At 37.2% G+C, this 21,688-nt stretch carries 17 protein-coding genes; all 17 read right to left on the bottom strand.

The window, feature by feature from the left end:
- Positions 1-35: 35 nt before the first annotated feature.
- Positions 36-4,544: a glutamate synthase large subunit gene (gene gltB, locus M3183_RS05845; RefSeq protein WP_251467513.1), complete on the bottom strand. Its 4,509-nt coding sequence runs from the start codon at positions 4,542-4,544 to the stop codon at positions 36-38.
- Between the two features lie 250 nt (positions 4,545-4,794).
- Positions 4,795-6,174, bottom strand: coding sequence for a L,D-transpeptidase family protein (locus tag M3183_RS05840; protein WP_251467512.1), 1,380 nt, complete (start codon positions 6,172-6,174; stop codon positions 4,795-4,797).
- 596 nt (positions 6,175-6,770) lie between these two features.
- Positions 6,771-7,124 carry a protoglobin domain-containing protein gene (locus M3183_RS05835; RefSeq protein WP_251467508.1) on the bottom strand — a complete coding sequence of 118 codons (354 nt, stop codon included), beginning with the start codon at positions 7,122-7,124 and terminating at the stop codon, positions 6,771-6,773.
- Between the two features lie 130 nt (positions 7,125-7,254).
- Positions 7,255-7,905, bottom strand: coding sequence for a vWA domain-containing protein (locus M3183_RS05830; RefSeq protein ID WP_251467506.1), 651 nt, complete (start codon positions 7,903-7,905; stop codon positions 7,255-7,257).
- Positions 7,906-7,983: 78 nt separating this feature from the next.
- A complete protein-coding gene (locus M3183_RS05825; RefSeq protein ID WP_251467505.1) occupies positions 7,984-8,961 on the bottom strand; it encodes a macro domain-containing protein in 978 nt (325 codons plus the stop codon).
- A gap of 647 nt (positions 8,962-9,608) precedes the next feature.
- Positions 9,609-10,208 carry a fumarate hydratase C-terminal domain-containing protein gene (locus M3183_RS05820; RefSeq protein ID WP_251467503.1) on the bottom strand — a complete coding sequence of 200 codons (600 nt, stop codon included), beginning with the start codon at positions 10,206-10,208 and terminating at the stop codon, positions 9,609-9,611.
- A 20-nt stretch (positions 10,209-10,228) separates the two neighbouring features.
- Complete coding sequence (locus M3183_RS05815; RefSeq protein ID WP_251467501.1) at positions 10,229-11,152, bottom strand: fumarate hydratase; 924 nt, start codon at positions 11,150-11,152, stop codon at positions 10,229-10,231.
- A gap of 14 nt (positions 11,153-11,166) precedes the next feature.
- Complete coding sequence (locus M3183_RS05810) at positions 11,167-12,903, bottom strand: FAD-binding protein (protein ID WP_251467499.1); 1,737 nt, start codon at positions 12,901-12,903, stop codon at positions 11,167-11,169.
- Between the two features lie 57 nt (positions 12,904-12,960).
- Positions 12,961-13,335 (bottom strand): succinate dehydrogenase/fumarate reductase transmembrane subunit, encoded by a 375-nt coding sequence (locus M3183_RS05805; protein WP_251467497.1) that lies wholly within the window; start codon positions 13,333-13,335, stop codon positions 12,961-12,963.
- 19 nt (positions 13,336-13,354) lie between these two features.
- The gene (locus M3183_RS05800; protein ID WP_251467493.1) at positions 13,355-14,077 is read right to left on the bottom strand and encodes a succinate dehydrogenase/fumarate reductase iron-sulfur subunit; all 723 of its coding nucleotides are present in this window, start codon (positions 14,075-14,077) and stop codon (positions 13,355-13,357) included.
- Positions 14,078-14,694: 617 nt separating this feature from the next.
- Positions 14,695-15,822: an NAD(P)-binding domain-containing protein gene (locus M3183_RS05795; protein WP_251467490.1), complete on the bottom strand. Its 1,128-nt coding sequence runs from the start codon at positions 15,820-15,822 to the stop codon at positions 14,695-14,697.
- Positions 15,823-15,840: 18 nt separating this feature from the next.
- Positions 15,841-16,572 (bottom strand): FadR/GntR family transcriptional regulator, encoded by a 732-nt coding sequence (locus M3183_RS05790; protein ID WP_251467488.1) that lies wholly within the window; start codon positions 16,570-16,572, stop codon positions 15,841-15,843.
- A gap of 265 nt (positions 16,573-16,837) precedes the next feature.
- A complete protein-coding gene (locus tag M3183_RS05785) occupies positions 16,838-18,115 on the bottom strand; it encodes a TRAP transporter large permease (protein WP_251467485.1) in 1,278 nt (425 codons plus the stop codon).
- The gene (locus M3183_RS05780; protein ID WP_251467482.1) at positions 18,112-18,654 is read right to left on the bottom strand and encodes a TRAP transporter small permease; all 543 of its coding nucleotides are present in this window, start codon (positions 18,652-18,654) and stop codon (positions 18,112-18,114) included. The genes M3183_RS05785 and M3183_RS05780 overlap by 4 nt, the downstream gene beginning before the upstream one ends.
- Before the next feature lie 161 nt (positions 18,655-18,815).
- Complete coding sequence (locus M3183_RS05775) at positions 18,816-19,844, bottom strand: DctP family TRAP transporter solute-binding subunit (protein WP_251467480.1); 1,029 nt, start codon at positions 19,842-19,844, stop codon at positions 18,816-18,818.
- Positions 19,845-20,460: 616 nt separating this feature from the next.
- Positions 20,461-21,348, bottom strand: coding sequence for a sulfite exporter TauE/SafE family protein (locus M3183_RS05770; RefSeq protein WP_285878748.1), 888 nt, complete (start codon positions 21,346-21,348; stop codon positions 20,461-20,463).
- 156 nt (positions 21,349-21,504) lie between these two features.
- The coding region (locus M3183_RS05765; RefSeq protein WP_251467475.1) for a hypothetical protein at positions 21,505-21,688 on the bottom strand (184 nt) is incomplete at its 5' end.

The raw sequence follows: 21,688 nt of genomic DNA, 5'->3' as shown, positions 1-21,688 counted from the left end.
GGGTCCTCCAATTTTCTTATAATAGTAGTTTGACTCTAAATGTTTATTTCCGAATTATTCTGATTCAATTGCAGCATTTGTTTATATTCTATTGGAATGACCTTTACCCAATTGGAAACCAATGTTTCCCAATTGCGGAGAATACCCCATGCTAATGGACTTCCTGTAAATTGATAATGTTTCAATACCAGTTGTTTCACTTCATTTTGTTCATAAATATCGTGAAGAGGCTCAAATTCAATAAATTCTTGATTACACTGTTTTTTAATTGAGTCTCTCTCAGTGAAAATATAAGCCGTTCCACCAGACATTCCTGCAGCGAAGTTTTTGCCGATATCACCAAGAATGACGACACGGCCCCCAGTCATATATTCACAGCCGTGATCACCAATACCTTCAACAACAGCACTTGCACCGCTGTTTCTAACGCAAAAACGTTCCCCTGCTTGACCGCGGATATAAGCTTCGCCTGAAGTGGCTCCATAAAACGCAACATTTCCGATATAACTCTGCTTTTCTGGCATAAATGCCAGATTGTCGGATGGACTTACTATGATTTTTCCACCTGATAATCCTTTGCCAACATAATCATTTGCATCTCCTTCAAGAGCTAACGTAATGCCTTTTGGAAGAAACGATCCAAAGCTTTGACCTGCTGTCCCATTAAAGTGTAATTGAATGGTGTCTTCAGGAAGACCCTCGCGTCCATATCGCTTTGTCACTTCACTTCCCAAAATCGTACCGACTGTCCGATGAATATTTTGAATGGAAAAACTAGCTTTTACTTTTTGTTTATGATTCAATGCAGGCTGGCAAACCTCAAGCAATTCAGTGTAATCAAATGATTCTTCAAGACCATGGTCCTGTGAACGCTGGTTATAAACCTGCCCTTTTATTCCATTTAAAGGCTGATGCAGCAATGGTGTTAAATCTAAGTCCTTTGCTTTCCAGTGCTGGGATGATTGCTGATGCTGAACCAATAGATCGGTTCTTCCTACCATTTCATTTATCGTCCTGAAACCTAATTCAGCCATAATTTCCCGAACATCTTGTGCAATAAATTGCATAAAGTTAACCACATGCTCTGGTTTTCCAAGGAATTTTTTACGTAATTCCGGATCTTGCGTAGCAATGCCGACAGGACAGGTATTAAGGTGACATTGACGAACTAGTACACAACCTAATACGACGAGGGCTGACGTTGCAAAACCGAATTCTTCAGCACCCAATAGTGCAGCAATTACGACATCCCGTCCAGTCATCAACTTTCCATCCGCTTCCAAGACGACACGGTCACGCAGCCCATTCAATATTAATGTTTGGTGCGCTTCAGCTAACCCGAGCTCCCATGGTAAACCGGCATGCCTTATGCTTGTTTTTGGTGCTGCTCCAGTTCCTCCATCTGAGCCGCTGATTAGAATAACATCAGCAAGCCCTTTTGCTACACCGGCTGCAATTGTGCCAACTCCTGATTTTGCTACAAGTTTGACACTGATTCTTGCCCTTGGGTTAGCATTTTTTAAATCATAGATGAGCTGTGCCAAATCTTCAATCGAATAAATATCGTGATGCGGCGGAGGTGAAATCAAGCTGACACCTGGTGTAGAACCGCGCACTTCAGCAATCCATGGGTACACTTTATTGCCTGGGATTTGCCCTCCTTCACCAGGTTTTGCCCCCTGTGCCATTTTGATTTGAATTTCATCAGCATTCATTAAGTAATGACTGGAAACACCGAATCGTCCGGAGGCTACCTGCTTAATCGCACTACGGCGTAAATCGCCATTTTCATCTGGAATATATCGGTCAGGGTGTTCCCCGCCTTCCCCGCTATTACTTTTACCACCAATTCGATTCATGGCAATCGCCAATGTTTCATGAGCCTCCTGGCTTAAAGAACCATATGACATGGCCCCTGTTTTAAAACGGCGGCAGATGGATTGGGTGGACTCTACTTCCTCAAGCGGAACGGGTGTTGATTTTTTAAATCCAAATAGATCCCTGATAAAAATAAGCTGTTCTTGATTTGCTTTATTGGCATAATTCTTATAAAGCTGATAATCATTTTTTCGGCAGGCCTGCTTTAACAAATGAATCGTCTGGGGTTCAAAGGCATGGACTTCTCCCCCTTTTCTCCATTTAAAGTCACTTCCTGCTTCAAGCGGATTTTCCATGTCCTCTTGGAATGCTTTTTGATGGCGCATTAACGTTTCTTCTCCAATTGTTTCAAGACGGATCCCCTCTAATTGAGAAGTCGTCCCTGTGAAATACTGATCAATTACTGAAGAATGAATCCCGATTGCTTCAAAGATTTGTGCACCCCGGTAACTTTGAACCGTAGAGATTCCCATTTTTGAAAGAACCTTCACAATTCCCCCGGTAACAGCTTTGATAAAGCTATGAACCGCTTCATCGATTGTCATATCTTTAATTTGGCCTTCAGAAACCAGATTGTGAATGGTGGAGTAGGCCAGATAAGGGTTGATTGCATCTGCCCCGTAACCTAGTAATGTACAAATTTGGTGAACATCCCGCGCTTCGCCGGTTTCTACAATGAGGCTGACCTGTGTCCTTTTACCGTTTCGAACCAAATGATGATGAAGTCCACTGACAGCCAGCAGAGATGGAATTGCAGCAAATTCTTCATTCATCTGCTTATCAGATAAGATAATAATAGAAACTCCTTTTTCAATAGCGGAATCAACCATTTGGAACACCTTATCTAAGGCATCCTTCAAGCTTGATTTTCCTTTTGTTGCCGAAAAAACAATTGAAAATGTTTTAGATTGGAAATCCTTTAATTGAAGGTTCCGGATTTTTACCAGTTCATTGTTTGTTAAAATTGGTGTTTCTAATCTAATACGTTTGCAGCTTTCAGGTACAGGATGAAGCAAATTCCCCTCTGAACCAAGTAATGTGGCAGTAGAAGTAACAAATGGTTCCCTGATGGCATCAATCGGCGGATTTGTAACCTGGGCAAATAATTGTTTGAAATAATTGTATAACAGCTGTGAACGGTTGGAGAGTACTGCCAATGGGGTATCGCTGCCCATTGAACCAATTGGATCTTTTCCATCTATAGCCATTGGCATAATTCGTGTCTTTACTTCTTCGTTTGTATAACCAAATGCTTTCTGGAATTGGGAAATTGGAATATAACTCTCATCATAGCTTCCGGTATCCGGCATATCATGAATCGTAAGGCTATGCTCTGCAAGCCATTTCCGGTAAGGATGGGCACTTGCCATTTGTTGTTTTACTTCTTCATCCTCTATGATTCGTCCTTGCTGTATATCGACCAAAAGAATTTTGCCAGGACTTAAACGCCCTTTTTCTAGAATCCTATCAGGTTCTGTATCTAGGACACCAGCTTCTGATGAGAAAATAATCATTCCATCATCTGTTACTTCATAACGTGCGGGGCGAAGGCCATTTCGATCGAGCATTGCGCCAATTTGTCTGCCGTTGGTAAAGGCAAGTGCTGCCGGTCCGTCCCATGGCTCCATGATATGACTATGAAACTCATAAAAAGCTTTTATGTCGTCATCCAGTGTATCATCCTTTTCCCAAGCCGGAGGTACCATCATCATGGCTGCATGGGCTAAAGGTCTGCCAGTTAAGTACAAATATTCCAATACATTATCGAAAGAAGCAGAATCACTCCCAGTTTTATCAATAATCGGCAATAGTTCCGCTGAACCCGCACCCAAATCTGAATATTCAATCATTTTTTCGCGTGCGGTCATCCAGTTCACATTGCCTTTCAATGTATTAATTTCCCCGTTATGGATTAAATACCGATTGGGATGGGCTCTCTCCCAGCTTGGAAAAGTATTCGTACTATATCGTGAGTGGATTAAGGCGAAGGCTGACACAACCTTTTCATCCTGGAGATCTAGATAAAATTCACCTAATTGTTTGGCTGTTAACATTCCTTTGTACACAATCGTGGTTGAAGACAAACTAACCACATAAAAGGATTCATCCTGAGCTGTTTGACTTTTTCGAATGGCATTTTCAGTTCGTTTTCGAATCCTGAACAATTTCCGTTCAAAATCCAATTCACTCTTCAAATCTGGTGATTTGCCAATAAAAATCTGCCGAATAAAAGGCTGGGCCTGTTTAGCTGTTTGACCAATCCCGGTATTATCTGTTGGAACCGTTCTCCAGCCTAGAAATACCTGGCCTTCATCTGCGATTATTTGTTGGAATACTTCTTCACATTGGACGCGCACTTCATGGTTATTCGGTAAGAAAACCATCCCAACACCATAGTTTCCTTCTTCAAAATTGTTCAATTGTGAACATTCCTGTTGGAAAAATGTATGGGGGATTTGAATCATTATTCCCGCGCCATCACCGGTTTCGATTTCACTTCCTTGACCTCCTCGATGTTCTAATCGAGAAAGCATGAATAAACCTTTTTCAATCATTTGATGTGTTTTTCCCCCGCGATAATTCGCAACAAATCCAATACCGCAGGCATCGTGTTCATATAAAGGGTCATAAAGTCCTTGTTTTTTTGGTTGTTTGTATGGTTTCATTCATTAACACCCCTTTGTAAAATTCTTAGAACATCTGACTCTTTAAGTTCAATACATTTTCAGGTTTTAAATACTCGTAATGTTCTTGTTTATTATAATATGCGAAATATTCTATCTGAACAATATATGTTTTATATGAAAACAATCTCATAATGAGATTAATCAAGCTAGTTTGTATCATTTTCTAGATAAAAAAAGAAAACAGACACTATGTCTGCTTTCTAAAATCTAAACATTTATGTTAAATATTCTAATAGATGATAACAGGTTCATTTTTTTCTAAATTGTTGTAAACCGTTTTAATTGCAGTAAGCGGGGTATTGACACAGCCGCCTGAACCATGCTCTAAAAAGGCGGTGCTCGCCCAGTTGGTCCGCCAGCCGGCATCATGAAAACCGCAGCCGCTGTTCGTAAATGGTGCCCAATATTGTACTTTCACTCTATAATTTGGATTGCCTACTTCACTGCCCTCAAGGATAGATGGTGTTTCTTTATACATGATATACCACACTCCTGGAGGTGTATCTTCATGAGTATTATGTCTTCCTGTCACCACTGGTGTTGTAACCGTAAGTTTGCCGTTTTTATAAATCCATATACGCTGCTCTTTGATTGATACCTCTGCATAGGTATTGCCAATTCCATTATTAGTAGTCGTATGGTAGCCGGTTCCGTAAGTGCTCCAGCCAATTCCATATATGTTATCAGCTTTAACAGATTTTTCTCCACTTTCAAATGCTTTCTTAATCATTTTTGTTTCATCGTCTACATCAATTGCCCAGCCGTATGATTCCCCTTTTACTGTGATGACGGAACCCGAATGAGTCTTAAATGTAAAATTTTTATTTAATGTGGACTGTGATTGATTAATTTCAGCTATTCTTTCTTTAATACCGCTTGAATTGATGGTATACTTCATATCTTTTGACACAGATGCATTTTTAATTAACTCACCTGCTTTTAAAGTATAAACTTTATCCTGCACCTGATAATCCAACGTTTGCTTCAGCAGTTCATTCAATTTTTCCTTTTCTTTTTTTACAACCTGGCTATTTTCTCTAACCGGCTGTATGTATTTAGGCTGCAGGTGGATTTCGCTGTTATATTTTTGTTTTTGATAAGCCTTTAGTAATTGGGAAACATCCAATTTCTTTCCATCTTTACTTTTAGAAACGATGATGTTCCCTTCTTGCAGGTGGGCCTCAGCATCTCTAGGTGCTTTTAAGCTCTTATTCATAGCAGTTAATTTTTCTTCTACCTGCTTTTTCATCGTTGTGCTGCGATATTGATCCTCTTTTGCAGGAACTAACGAATAATTTTTCTCCTTTGATGAAGGCCAAAACGTCTGTTGTTTTTTTAATAGTTTTTCCACATTTGAAAGGTCTTCCTGGGTAAATCCCATTTTCGTATCTTTTCCATCAAGAATTCTCTTTTCACCAATATAAACAGTATTCTTTAAGACCGTTCCTTTTAATTTTTTCAATGCCTGATCAGCAGTCAGTCCCCCGACTTTTGTATCATTGATCTTGACATTCGCGTTAAACCTTGTTGCCTGGTGATAGTACATTCCAGCAGCTGCACAGACAACTATGACAATAAGACTACTAATGATAATTTTCTTTTTATTCATGACCCATTCTCCAAGTAATGATATAGTTTTTAGATGAAAGACCATTTACCTATAAAAATACAACTTTAGTAAAATCACCTTCTAAAAAGAATAAATTCATCTTTACTTGGACTATTATACTAAAATATCGTGGGAAATGTTCTATCTTTTGGATTATTTTTTCTGAAAAAATTTAATCCTTTAACCGTTTACAAATTTCGTTACCAGAAAAATACAAGGGACATTAGTTAGCGCTTACAAGCAAATGCTCTGGGGCCTATAAGGTCCTTCTTGATTTTATGGGCCACTTTAAAAGTTGCTGTCTAGCTGCGGCTCCTAACTTTTCGGCCGTTTCGGTCCGTCCCTTCAAATTCTAAAAAACAGGATTTGGAGTGCCAGCCCTCCAACATCTGTCGCAGTTGAACAGTCGCCTCCGCTTTAGATTGTCAGACCTTGATCTGCTTCAACCTATTACGCAAGATATTTTGGCAGTTCATTCGAGGAGGAAAACTGGCTGGGCGCTGAACTGAAAAATCTTAAAGGTCTAAAAACTTTTAATATAAAAAGCGCAGAGGACATTGAACTCGTTCCCTGCGCTCTTTATATTGGTACTTATTTCAAACAATCTTTTTCAACAAAAATTCGACCTTCTCTTTGAGATGCGCTCTTGCCGCATCGTCCATTTCCATTTCATCCATCGTTTCTTTCAATTTTCCAAACCATGCTACAGCTCTTTCAGGTGCAATATGAAATGGGTGTCTTTCTTTCACTTGTGAGACGTGTTTCCCTTCTTCTTTGTCTGATTCATCTGAAACCAAACGGCTGATGAATTTCCTCTGTCTCTCCTTCAAAACTTCGATATCTGTATTTCTTTCTTTAAACATGTTCACATAGTAGGAATCTTGTAAGAGCTTATCATAAAAACGTTCTACTAATTCATTCACTTGTTCCTGACCAAATGCAATTGTCATGATTTATTCCCTCTTTTTCTTGCATGATGTATTTTCTACTATCATTATAGTGTAAACCGTAAAAAAGATTTGTGATTTACATCACATTGAAAAGGGAGGAATTTATATAAAAATCCCTCCCGCGATTCTATTATTTCCTCGACCGTCGATTAAAATCCCTTTCAATCCCCTTTTTCCAGCTTCGGTCAATCTTTTGACCGCTTCGAAGGTTTGTGACAGCTTCATTAACTGATTCAAAGTTTAATTGTGTTCCGGCATGATCCGCATGATAATCGACTGCAAATTCCTCTTCGATTCCAAATTGCTCTGCAGTTGAGATGGCATCGATATTTGCGCCAAGGAATAAAAATTCCCAGCCATAACTTTCTTTCTGATACTGCACCATTTTTTTGATTTTGTCCGCGGTGAATTCACGGCTGGTATTTTCCAGCCCGTCTGTTGTGATAACAAATAGTACCTTTTCAGCACGTTCTTCCTCCAACGTTTTCTTTTGGACATTCACTATTTTTTGAATGGTAAAACCAATCGCATCCAATAATGCTGTTGTGCCTCCTGCTTCATAATCCTTGTTTGTGATAGGAGAAATGCCTTTAACATTTATACGGTCATGTAGCAATTCATAATCATGGTTAAATAAAACAGTCGTGACAATGGCTTCTCCTTCTGCTTTTTGCTGTTTTTTCAGCATGGCATTAAATCCACCGATAGTATCTTCTTCAAGCCCGGACATAGAACCGCTTTTGTCTAAAATAAACACTAATTCTGTTACATTCTTTTGCATTAAAATCATCCTCCATTTTGTTCATAAACAAAGGATATCAGGAATGCGAAAATAAATGGTCGCTTTGAAAGCGACATTTTAAGCACCAAGCAAAGGCTGGTCAAAGGCAAATAGAACTTCATTGATTTCATGAATATTGTAATTGTCATGTTCGATACAATATTCAATAATCACATCAAATTTATTGCTGCGTGACAAGGTATAACCGGCAGCTGCCAGCAGATCCATCGTTTCATCCAAATTTAATTGAAGTGCAATGGCAAACGCGATGGCCGTTTTCTTTTTAGGAGAATAATCGGCATCGTTACGAATTTTTGAAAATAACCTGCGGTCAATATTGGCCCTTTTATAGGTCTCAACATCTGTCAGCCCTTTTTGATCAATGTAACGCAACAGCCGTGTCGAAAAGGATTCATCGAGCCGATTCAGAAGGTTTTCTAGTGAAGAATCTGTATCAATCATTTCATAACGCTGCTCTAATATATACGGTTCTGCTTCTTTGCGTCTAAAGACGATTTCAGCTTCCTCCACATAGTGCTCATCAATATATTGATGAATGGAAGTAAATAATTTCTTGCTTATGCCGAACAATTTTTTATCAAACACCACAAGATATACTTGCATTTCGTGAACTAACAAAAATGAACTGATGGTGGTCACTGCAATCTGTAAAGCCTCTTCTTTTGGATAACCAAAAATACCTGTAGATATGAATGGAAAAGCAATTGATTCACATTGGTTTTTAACGGCCAGTTCCAAGGAATGATAATAGGAAGACTTTAAAAGTTCAGCCTCTCCATGGGAACCGCCCCGCCAAATAGGGCCTGGAGTATGAATGATATATTTTGCATCAAGGTTAAAGCCGTCGGTAATAACTGCTTCCCCTGTCTTGCATTTACCGATTTTATCACATGCCTGCTGTAGTTCGTTTGCACCTGCAGCTCTAAAAATAGCCCCGCAAACACCGCCTCCCATTTGCAATTCCGTATTCGCAGCATTTACTATTGCATCTACCTTCATTTTTGTAATGTCGTGACGGACAATTTCTAATGGCATCGTATTTTTCCTTCCCCGTATTTAATTCGCTAATAAAGGTCTTCGAAACATTAATAGAGGTACAAGATTCGCTAATATAAGGTGAAAATCAGCTGATAAACGGCTTAAATTCGCTATTATATTTTTGAATACTGATTTTTTATACATTTATGGATCAAAAAATCTGGGATTAACAATAAAATAAATGAAAACTTCTCTTCCTTAAATACATATCCGCAAATTTTTTATCTGGTTAAAAGAGCGTCTCTGCACTTTATTGAAAATAATATCGTCAGAAACCTTATTCCGCAATCTATTAATAGATTTTTGGGCAAATTGTTTATTTAATGAACTGAAGAAGTGACAAATACACCTTTTATGTATTTACCTTGAATATATACAGATGATATTAAAATTTTGAAGAACCCTTAAAATGTACTTCAGCTTACTGAAGTATTCCCCCCATTTCTCGTGCATTTAGCAGTTTTTCACCATTCTTATATTTTCATAAATTTAAAATACTTCTAATAATAGCTTTAAAAATTCAGCTTCCTTGTACTAAACTTTATCATTTTAAGAATAAACATACCTGATATTGAAAATATTTCTTTTCTTTATAAACAATAAAAAGCTACAGTAGAATTTAACTACTTGTAGCTTTTTATTGTTTAATTAAGGCTTTCTAGTAATTTATCTAAGTTATCTTTAGCAACTTTTTTAACATCTTTATATTTATTACCCCCATGTGCATCAATGGAGACAATCAATGGTCCAAAATCCTTTACTCTAAATTTCCAGATTGCTTCTGGCATTAAATCCTCCCACCAAACATCTTCTATCGCTTCCACTTGAGTTGTTTCTAAAGCCGCCGATCCACCGATAATAGTAAAGTAACAGCCTTTGAAATCTACAAGTGCCTGACTGCCATCTTCAAGTAAACCTCCCTTTCCAATAATCACCTTCATACCATAGTCCTTCAAAAGCCCTTTAGTAAATCGGTCCATCCGATAACTTGTAGTGGTACCAATACTTATTTTTTCATAAGTTCCATCATGCAGTTTTCGTACTCCTGGCGCAGTATGAATTCCTATAGAACCTTTTAGTTGAGGAATTAGATCAGCTGGCAGTTCTACCTTTTTATCGAAAAGGCGAATAAGGTTAGCATCTCTAATACCAAAAATAATTCCATCTAATGTAACAGTGTCTCCTGCATGCAAACGTAAAATATCCTCATCACTTAAGGGAGCTTTTAAACGATAATGAGCCATTAGATTCTCTCCTTTTTTAATTAGTAAGAAATAATTGGTTCTTGATTAGATTTAAAGGTTGCTCTCATTCTTCGAGCCGGCCAGCACATCATATTAACAGCTACGGGATTACAAGTCATATGAGTATCCGCTGCCTCAATATGTACGGCTAAAGCAGTTGTACTTCCACCTAAACCTTGTGCGCCAAGCCCCATCTTATTTATTAAAATATATAATTCTTCTTCTAGTTTTCTTACATCAGGATCCGGGTTTGGAGAACCCACTTCTCTTGCGGCTGCTTTTTTAGCTAAGGCTGCACACTTATCTGCTGTTCCTCCCAGTCCAATTCCAACAATAGTTGGAGGACATGGATTAGCCCCTGATTCAAAAACGCATTCTAATACATATTTTTTTATACCTTCAATTCCAGCAGCTGGGGTTAACATTTTCAGGTAACTCATATTTTCTGAACCTGATCCCTTTGGAACAATTAGAATCTCGATTTCATTTCCCTCTACAAATTCATAGTGAAGTACAGGAACTTGATTTCCAGTTGATGTTCCATGGTTTTTTCTTGTTAATGTGTTTACAATACTGCTCCTAAGCGGATGTTCAAGCGTAGCCCGTTCAGTTCCTTTTTTAATAGCCTGCTGTAACCTGATCCCATCAAATCGAACTTGGCTGCCAATTTTAAGAAAATAAACGGGGATGCCAGTGTCCTGACAGATTAACAGTTTTTGGTCGTCTGCTGTAGAAACAGTTTTAATTAATGTTGATAATATTTCCTTTCCACTTTCCAATTCTTCTCTTTCATGTGCTCTCTCTAAAGCACGTCTTACATCTGGAGGCAGGTCCTTAAGTGATTCAATATATAAAGTTTTACATGTATCCTCGACATATTGATAAAAGTTATCGTCTACCTCCCAAACATTTGTATAATTTGCTTTATAATCAATTACTGCCATTACACTCACTCCTTTTATTTTACTGTTGCCACAATTTTGTGGCCTTGGATTTTTGAAATATCCATACGGGATTGTTTTACTTTCTCTGTCCAGAATAAAGGTTCTCCATCAGGGCCTTTGCGAGCAAAAACATTATTTAACCAATTTTCATCATTACTTTCAGGAAAGTCCTCTCGATAATGAGAGCCCCTGCTTTCCTCCCTAAGCAATGCACTTTTCGTTACCATCTTTGCAATCGTTATGAGATTTCGAACATTTAAAAATTCCTGCCATGTTAAATTATATTTGGTTGAGCCTTTTACAGATACGTTATTTGTCCGTTTTTCTAATGTATCTAATTCTAGGAGTGCCTCTTCTAAATCTCTCTTATTTCGCACCAAACCCACTTTTTCCCACATGAGATTTTTTAAAGCGTTCCGAATATAGAAAGGATTTTCTCCTTCTTCTCTATTAAATGGTTCTAGAGTGAGATTAATGAAATTATTTAATTCGGCTTCTGAAACTTTTCCCGGACTATTAAGATTATTTACATAGGCAGCTGCCGCGTCTCCTGCTCTTGCACCGAAAACTGTAGAATCGCATACTCCATTTCCTCCAAGCCGGTTTGCTCCATGAACACCGCCCGCATCTTCACCTGAAACAAATAGACCAGAAATATTCGATTCACAGTTCGTTGTAACTTTTACTCCACCCATATGGAAATGAGCAGCAGGTGAAATTTCTACTGGTTCCACACTTAGATCTTTACCAACATCACGGCAGCGTTCGACCATACCTGGGAACATTCTTCTTACATTTTCTTTTCCTAAATGGGATACATCTATGTAAACCCCTCCAAGAGGTGTCCCCCGGCCAGCCATAATTTCCATATAGGCTGCTCTGGAAACGCGGTCCCTAGTCGAACGTTCCAGCTTTTCTGGGTCGTAATTTTTCATAAACCTTTCTCCAAGTGCATTAATTAAATATCCACCAGCTCCACGTAAACCTTCTTCTAAAACTCCGCCATTTAATCGTGAATTTTCTGCAAGCAGCCCTGTAGGATGAAATTGCATCATTTCCATATCAATGAAATCAGTGCCTGCACGATAACACATTGCCATGCCGTCTCCGGACTTTTCCAAACTTGGTGTAGCAATTTTATACATTGTAGCCGCACCGCCAGTTCCTACAATAACTGCTTTACAATGCACAACAATAAATTCACCAGATCGAATATTTAGCATTAAACAGCCGGCAACTTTTTGTGAATCTTCATCTACTAATAAATCTATTGCCCTTACTTCATCCCACGTTATGACATTGGGTTTTGCAAAAAGCTGATCACGCATTCTAGAAATAATTTCAATACCTGTTAAATCACCTTTATGAACAGTTCTATCAAATGACTGTCCAGCAAATGGCTTTTGGTGAACTGTTCCATCCTCGTTTCTGTCGAAAAAAACGCCCATTTTGGTTTCTAACTCTCTGATTCTTTTAGGTGCATCATTTACGAGAGTCCATGCCATTTCCTGATCATTTATGCCGCCGCCGCCTTTAATGGTGTCAAAGAAATGCTTTTCCATTGAATCATCTGGATGGAGAACGACATTGTAACCACCTTGAACCATCCTTGTACAGCCACATTTTCCGATTAAACCTTTGGCAGCCACAATAATTTTTAAGTTTGGATTTTGGTCTGCTGCATGATGAGCAGCAAATAAACCAGCACCGCCGCTTCCAAGAATTAAAATATCCGCATCTATATGTTCCATATACTCCACCCTTTTCTTTTAAGAATAAACAAGATTCATTGGTACCTAGTTTACTATTTAGGAAACAATTACAAAAAATGATATTGCACAAAGTACCGCCGCCAAAATAGTAAAAGTTGCGAAAACACTTCGATTATCCTTAACAATTCCGATATCTATTAAAATAACTCTAAATCCATATAATGCATGGAAGATTAATGCAAAAATCAATAGGGAGTCTATGACTGCATTTACATGCAGGGTAGAAATAACACCCGAACCTGGGAGTTTGCCGATTATTGCATAGCCGCTATAAATTTTGATTGGCAATAAGAAAAACAAGATTAGCGCTGTAGCCCGTTGAATGGCCCAAGCTATAAAACCAACAAATGGTCGTTGTTTTAACTTTACCTCATGTACTGGTTTATTCATTTCAATACCTGAATTTGCCACAGATCATCTACTCCTTCTATTACCACTTAAGACCAAGTGATTTCTTTAATTTTTTTGTTTTAATTTTTTGAATAGTAACCATAGGCTTAATTCCCTTTGGGCAAACTTCAACACATGCACCTAAAGTCCGGCATCCGAAAGCTCCTTCAGCAGTTTCTGAAAGCATATCCAATCTTTCCTCTCTCAAGCCGTCTCTTTCATCAGCAATTAATGTATAGCCTCTATTAAGTGCGGCAGGACCAATAAATTCTCCATTTCGAAGGCTAACCGTATCACATGACTGAAAGCATAAACCACAGGTTATACAATCCTGATTCTCATCTATAATTTCGCGGCGTCCAGAAGATGGTGGAATAATACTAAACTCATCAGTGTTCTCTTTTGGAACAAAGTAAGGCTTTACCTTCTCCCAACTTTTGAAAAATTTATCCATATTTACACTTAAGTCTTTAATGATATCCATATTCCTCATTGGTTCCACCTTGATTTGGTCACCTAAGTGTTCGATTTTTGTTCGACAAGCAAGCCGCCCGCGACCATTAATAAGCATCCCGCAAGAACCGCACATTCCTAATCTGCAGGCGCAGCGAAAAGACAATGTTGGGTCTTGATTTTCAACTATTAAGAAGAGACTATCGAGTACGGTCATATTCTTTTTTGATTCAACTGTAAATGTTTCATACCTTGGGTTCCCCCCTTCCTCCGGATCATAACGCATCACAGTTACTTCAACATCCTTCATCCTAATACCCCCATAATATTCAATTTGTTTTAAAGGACTTGACAATAAATGAGAATATTTCCTTATCTAAAAAATCCCATACTTACCTAATGACCCAACCACTTATTTTTATTTAATCACTATTTTATTTAAAATTCAATAAATTTTAAATATTTAAATTTTTTGGTGTTTATTTAAATTATCAAATTTCTTGTATTAGAATAATTGTTAACTATATTGATAATAGTAATTTTTTAATCATTTATTATATTGTAAGAAATGAGAATGTGGAAAATGATTATATATGGTTGAAGGTAAGAAGTCTAAATGTATAATAGAAAAGAAGTTTGACTAAGAAAACATCTCACTAAAGCTTTTATTCTCAAATTAAATTTGAAAAATTGTAACTTTCTAATAAAAATTTAAATTAAGCAGCGGTCACAATTTCAGCCGTCCCCTACTTAAGTTTTTTAAAATAGTTTGAATGATATATAGTGTATTAATACTTTTTAATTTAAAAAATGTACATAAATCCAGCGTTCATCCCCCAAATTGGAATAATCACACATATAAATCTATTCCAACCAGCAATACAGACCGGTTAATCCGTATTATCTCAGTAACTAACTCATTAAATTCTATGTTACTGAATTAAAGTCTTTCCTGTTATTCTTCCCAATATAATCGATTACCACTTCTGATGTCCTCCACACTCCGGCCATAACGCGGAAAGTAGGACCATGATCAAACCCTGTCGCAGGTCCAGCAAAAAATAAATTCTTTAGAGTTGATTCAAAATATTCATTCACCTTCGGTTCGCCCTTATCGTTTAATTCAATCTTTCCAACCAACTCCTGAAGAAAATTAAGTTTACTAGGTGAGAAGCGATAACCAGTGGCTGCAATAATATGGTCAACAGTAATTGCCGTTCCATTATTGAAAGTTACGTTTACTTTGCCATCCTTTGTTTCCTCTGCCTTGATAATAAAAGTTCCTGGTCTTTGTTTAACTTTCCCTTCAACTAGGGGTACCAGGAAATCCGATACTGTTGGTGATTCTAACCAATTTCTAATTTCTGATTTTTTTTTATCCGTATAATAATAGAATTTATCAGCAATTTCTCGCTGGTTTGCATTAATCCCTTCAATTGGTGGCAAACGGTGTGGACGGCGATAAACCAAATCAACCTGTGCTTTCGCTTTATGTAACAAAGCAGCGGCTTCCCATGCACTTTGACCTCCTCCCAGAACAAGTACATGCTTACGTTCAAACTGACCATACTGAGTATAATCTGATGTATGCGAGATTACTTCTTTGGGAAGTGAAGCTAAATTCCAAGGGATGTATTCGGCATTTGTCAAACCGACTGCAACAACAACTTTCTTTGCTTTTTCACAAGGGCCATTTTCTGGTTTTACTATAAAATAATCCCCATTTAAAACAACTTCTTCAATTAATACTTTTTCTACAATAATATTTGTTTTTTCGATAAACCAAAGTCCATAATCGACAAAAATAGAGCGGGAAATTGGATAAGACAACTTTATATTTTTTTCATTCTGATATTGCTCAAGGGTGAATCTGTTATCCGGATCAGATAGCCCGGTATACTTTAACTGGGTTCTGATAAACATCTCCGGAGGCATCTTTGCTTTCCAAAAATCCATTGGATAGCCAAATACTTTATAAGTCAATCCTGCCGCTTTCGCGTGGGCAGCGATTGACAATCCGTATGGGCCCGCACCAATGATCGCAACATCGAGCATACTACCCCTCCTTTGTGATTATAATGTGTTTTTTCTTTCTTTATTGATATTGATGATAATGTCCTCTCTTACACTTTCTAAGTGACGAAGCATTTCTTTTTCAGCTGAATCAATTTCCTTCTTCTTAACAGACTCAACGATCTTCTCGTGTTCTTGAATAGATTTATAAAGTCTTCCAGGGATTTCAATCGTCTCTTTATGGATTTCATTTAACATATCAATTAAATTTAGCATAATTCTATGAAGAATTGAGTTGCCGGAGAATTCAGCCAGTAATATATGAAACTCCTGATCTGCTTTTGCTAGAAGAGGTGCACTCTGTTTAATATCCATATTTTTGAATAATTTGAAAGAATGCTGAACATGTTCTTGTAAGGTATTAATCTGGCTTTTGGTTGCAAACTCCGAAGCCCACTTTACGCTTTGTGATTCTAGTAACATCCTGATATCGAATAGTTCCAAAATCTGATCACTCTTCATAAAAAATGATGCCGCCCATTGATTGATCGATTTTGTTTCACTCGATACAAACACTCCTAAACCATGTTTGATTTCAACATAACCTAACGTTGATAAGATTTTATAGGCTTCCCTCACGGTATTTCGACTTATATTTAATTTTTCAGACATTTCCCGCTCTGACGGAAGCTTTTCTTTAGGGGAAATTTTTTCTTTTACAATTAATTCTTTAATATAATCAACTACTTTCTCAGCTACGGTTGCTCTTTTAAAGTTGCTGGCATTAAACATATCCTATCTCCCTTACACTAGACATCTGAAAAAAACTTAAAATAAATATCCCTGCAAACTCCATAAGGGAGATTTGAAAGGTCTCCTCATTTCGTACACTAGATTTGTATATTTTATGTTTAGTGTTTATATTTTTAAGGAAATTTTGCAGTCAACTAAGATAGGGAATTGAATCCTAAATTTTACCTTTTAATTTTTTTTATCCATTTTCTACGGTTGTTTATTTTTAGGTGATAAAGCGATCGATAACTTTACCACCTCATATTTATTTCATGAGATCAACTAAGAAGAGGGAAATTTTAGGGAATATCATAGTGATTATCATGCCAATAATCATCAGACCGATAAAAGGAAAAACCCCTTTAACCACATCTCCTAATTTCGATTTCCCTATCGAACTTACAACAAACAAGTTCAAACCAACTGGTGGTGTGATCATCGCGATTTCCAAATTAATAACCATGATGACTGCAAAATGGTAAATGTTAATATTCAAAGCCTGGAAAACCGGCATAAGCAATGGCAATGTAATCAAAATAATTGCAACTGCTTCAAGAAATGTTCCCAGTACAAAAAATACTAAACTTATAATAACCAGAAAACCCCAATAGGAAAGATTAGAATCTGTGATCATAGCCGTAATTTTTTGAGGAATTTGTTCGTTTGTTAAATACATCCCGAAAATCATCGCTCCGGCAATTATTAGAAAAATCATGCCAGTGGTATTTACCGTATCCATGGCTACTTTTTTGAATTCTGTCCAAGATAATTCTCGATAAATGAAAACCGATACAATGATGGCATAGACTGCAGCTAGAACGGAAGCTTCTGTCGGGGTAACAATCCCACCGTAAATACCGCCCAAAATAACAACTGGCAATAATGCCGCCCAAATTGCTTTTAGTGATGGCTTCCACCTATCTGCCAATGGTACCTTCTCTTCCCGGCCATGGTTCCCAATCTTTGCACGAACAACAGCTGATACCATTAAGATCAATGTCAACATAATTCCTGGAATAATTCCGGCGGTGAACAACTTTCCGATTGAAGATTCAGAAACTGTACCATAAATAATCATGGGCACACTAGGCGGAATTAAAATACCGAGTGTTCCGGCTGCTGCAACAAGCCCCATCGAATATTTTTTATCATAACCTGCATCAACCATCGCAGGAATCATAATAGAGCCAATAGCAGCTGCTGTTGCCGGGCTAGACCCTGAAATTGCTGCAAAAAGAGCGCAGGCAAAAATCGCTACAACTGCTAATCCACCGGGTAAATGACCCAACCAGCACCGGAGTGCATTTATTAAATATTTTGCAATTCCACCTTTTGCCATGATGGCACCGGCAAATACAAACCCAGGAATCGCCATTAATGTTGTACTATCTAAGGACGTAAACATTCTTTGCGGTATCATATATAGATTAAATCCAGACAATGCCAGAAATACTGCGCATGACATGGTCAAGCTTATTGCAACTGGAATACGCAGCAACATCAATAAGCCAAAAAAACCAAACAAGCCCACTGTTGCGGTCATATAGATTTAACCTCCTTTTGACTCTCAGCTAATACACGTTGTAACTCAAGATCGGACCCGCTTTGACTAATTTCACCTTTAATCGTCTTAACTAATAACAAGAGAAATCGAATAGTCAAGAATAGACCGGAAACCGGTATGATAGAAAACACCAGCCACATTGGAAGACCAGCATCAATGGAACGCTGCTGAGAAGTGATTTGAAAAGAAACCAGCTGCCATCCGTAATAAGCCAGAGAACAAGAAAAAATCAATCCAACAATGGAGCCAATCCCATCCAAAACTCGCTTTCCTTTATTGGAAAGTTTATCGTATATAAACTCGATGCGAATATGATAGCCATCCCTTAACGCCACAGAAAAGGCTATAAAAGCACCCCATATAATAACATATTTGGATACTTCATCAATCCAAGATTGTCCATCGTGCATGATATAGCGCATAAAAACACCATAAATGATTAAACCCAAACCTCCGATGATAAATACCGAAGAAAAAATGGTTTCAACAGATGTAAAAAATTTATATAGCCTTTTCATGAATTCAACTCCTTTTAATTGAACTTCTTATCTTGATAGAGTTCCTCTACAAACTAAAATCAACCAACCGCTAACACAACCAAAGTAAAAAAAGCGCAAAATAAAGGACTAAAGCTTTCTTAAAAATTTATTTTACGCTTAGCAATTCACTTTAATGGGGATTACTTTCCTCTGGCAGCATCCATATAGTCTTTTCCGATAACACTTTCAAACTCATCATAAAGAGGCTGAAGTTGTTTAATAAATACGTTTTTCTCTTCTTCCGTAAGTTCGTTTACTTTCATCACTTTCGATAACTGTTTTAAATAATCTTCCGACATTTTTTGGGCTTCTTCGCGCTCATATTTAGTTGCTTCATCCATAGCTTCCTGAATAACTTTCTTTGTCGCGTCGTTAAGGCCGTTCCAAAAAGTTGTATTTGTAATAACTGGATAATCTAAGCGGCCATGGTTTGATATAGTTAAGTACTTAAGTACTTCTTGGTATTTAGATGAATAAATATTAGCCAGCATATTCTCAGTTGAATCGACTACACCTGTTTGCAGGGCTGTATATGTTTCGTTATAAGGGATAACAGAAGCATCAGCACCAAGCACTTTAAATTGTTTCTCTAAAACATCACCGGCTTGAATACGAAACTTTAATCCTTTCAAATCTCCTGGCTTTTTAATAGGGTTGCGGTTATTTACAAGTTGCTTAAATCCGCCTTCCCATAAACCAAGTGTCACAATTCCTTTGTCCTCAAGCGTTGAAAACATTTCTTTCCCCTTCCCGTTATCCCAGAAATCAAAAAATCCTTCACGGGTTTTAAATAAAAATGGGATATCTAAAATTTGGAATTGAGGATTGTATACAACCAATTTCGTCATGGATGGCATAATTATTTGAACGTTATTTGCTAAGAGGGCATCCATTTCTTCACGATCACCATAAAGCTGCCCTGCGGGATATACCTCGACCTTTATCTTCCCCCCGCTTTTTTCTTCCAATATCTCTTTAAATTTATCCGCTCCAGCAGTTTTGGGTGCACCCTTATAACCAACGTGTGAAAACTTAATTGTAATTTTTTGAATTTCATTGCCGCTATTTGATGCAGACCCTCCAGCTTCTTTACTTTCTCCGCCACTACAAGCTGCTAACGAGAAAATAAGGACTAACAGCACTACCAAGATACCAAACTTTTTCTTCATCTAAATACCCCCTTAAATGTCTGCCCGATAAAAGGCAAGTAAATATTTACAAATATATTGTTGATAAGATCAACCTTTCTAGATTGGAGCTCACCTGCAAAATAACCTAAGTAAGAAGCTGTCCCTAAAATACTTTTCAATTCCGCAACGTTCTAGTAAAAAATCTATTTATGTATTGCAGGATCTACTTAAAGTTAATGAAAAAGGACAGACTGCAATTGATGAAATGTCTTTATCTACTCTTTCCCGCATAATCCTAATACCTTTGCACTACAAATCTTACTATCATTCTAGTATCTTAATGGAACGGGTATGACCTTATATATGTCTTTAGTTACATAAATGAATTGATATTAAAATCATACAGAGAATATATATTTTTTTTGAATTCATATTTTCATATTATACTTAGGTTTAGACATGGAAGAGGAAAGGATAACAGAATATATCGTCCAAAGACGGTGGAGTTGAACCACGCAATACATTTTCGGGATGCTAAAGCGCTTGCAAAAATCAATAAATTTTTTGATGCATTTCTTATTTTATTATCTTCGACCTCCTTTTAAACTTTATCATTTCTCAACAAAGTTCATTCAATCATTTTGCTGGTAGTTGGCTATGAACTTTTATTGATTATTTCAACCTTTGCTTTTTTCGGTCTATATATGATGTAAATTAAAATTGAGAAAAAAACAAAAATTGCCGCTAACATTGTTATTACTATCGGTAATCGTATTTGCAGCGTATGGTAAAGATATTCGTAAAATATTTGGATTGAAATACCTATAATGACAACAACCATAGTAAATTTTAACCATTTTTCTTCAATAAAGGTTGCAATCTTTCCGCCAATTATGACACCAGCGACCCCACCCAATATTAAGGGAAGAGTTAAATCAAATCGAAAATATCCACCGCCAAACTTTCCAAGAATTGTTCCAGTTGCAAGCATCGCCCCAACAAACAATCCAGTACCAACCGCTTTTTTAATAGGCAAATGAAATATATTGATGAAAATAGGAATATATAAAAATCCTGCTGCGACACCAATCATTCCACCTACTGCTCCTACCCCAGCACTTAAAAAAATGGCAAGAATCGGGGAAACCCTGTCATCTTCGGATTCAAGCTTCTCTTTTTTGGGAATTAAAATAGAAATGGCTGCAATAAGAGTGAAGAATGCAAAAATCCCTTTTAATATTTCATCTCCCAGGGTATTTGCAACGCGGGAAAATGTTAGACTACTCAGCAACGATGGTAAGCCAAAATATAGGATTACTTTAAAATTTACAAGCTTTTGCAAGTAATAGTAAAAAGCTCCTGATAGAGTAGTAAAAATAGTATTGATAGATGTAGTCATCGCTATTTCTTTCATATTTATACCTAATTGCAACCATGATGAAAACAGGATGAGCAGACTTGTAACAATCACTCCGCCTCCCACTGAAATCATACCTGTCAGCACACCTGCCAGAAGGCCGATGATTAATGCAATAACCCACATCCGAGACACCTCTTTTCGTAACCAAAACCTTTTTCTTCAAACAGCTCCAATCTATTTAGTAGTAATTTTCATTTTTCAGTGCTTATATCAACAAATTTAATTCTAATTAAAAGAAATCACCAATGAATCTTAACAGTAAATCAAATTCTCCTTATTTTATAAAACAAGATTTTTCTTAACAGTTATTTGACCATAGAATACATATATTTTCTCTCCTCCCTCTATAAATGTTGATTTATCAACGGTTTGACCCGTTGGTGGGGTGTCAAAAAAATATTTTTCGACACGATTTTCTAACAATATTTTTATATTATGTGAAACTATTCCATCACATGGGTAC

The sequence above is a fragment of the Neobacillus mesonae genome (assembly GCF_023715155.1).
Lineage (GTDB): Bacteria > Bacillota > Bacilli > Bacillales > Cytobacillaceae > Neobacillus > Neobacillus mesonae_A.
Note: the sequence above shows the minus strand (reverse complement) of the source record. Positions and strands in the feature narration are given on the sequence as shown.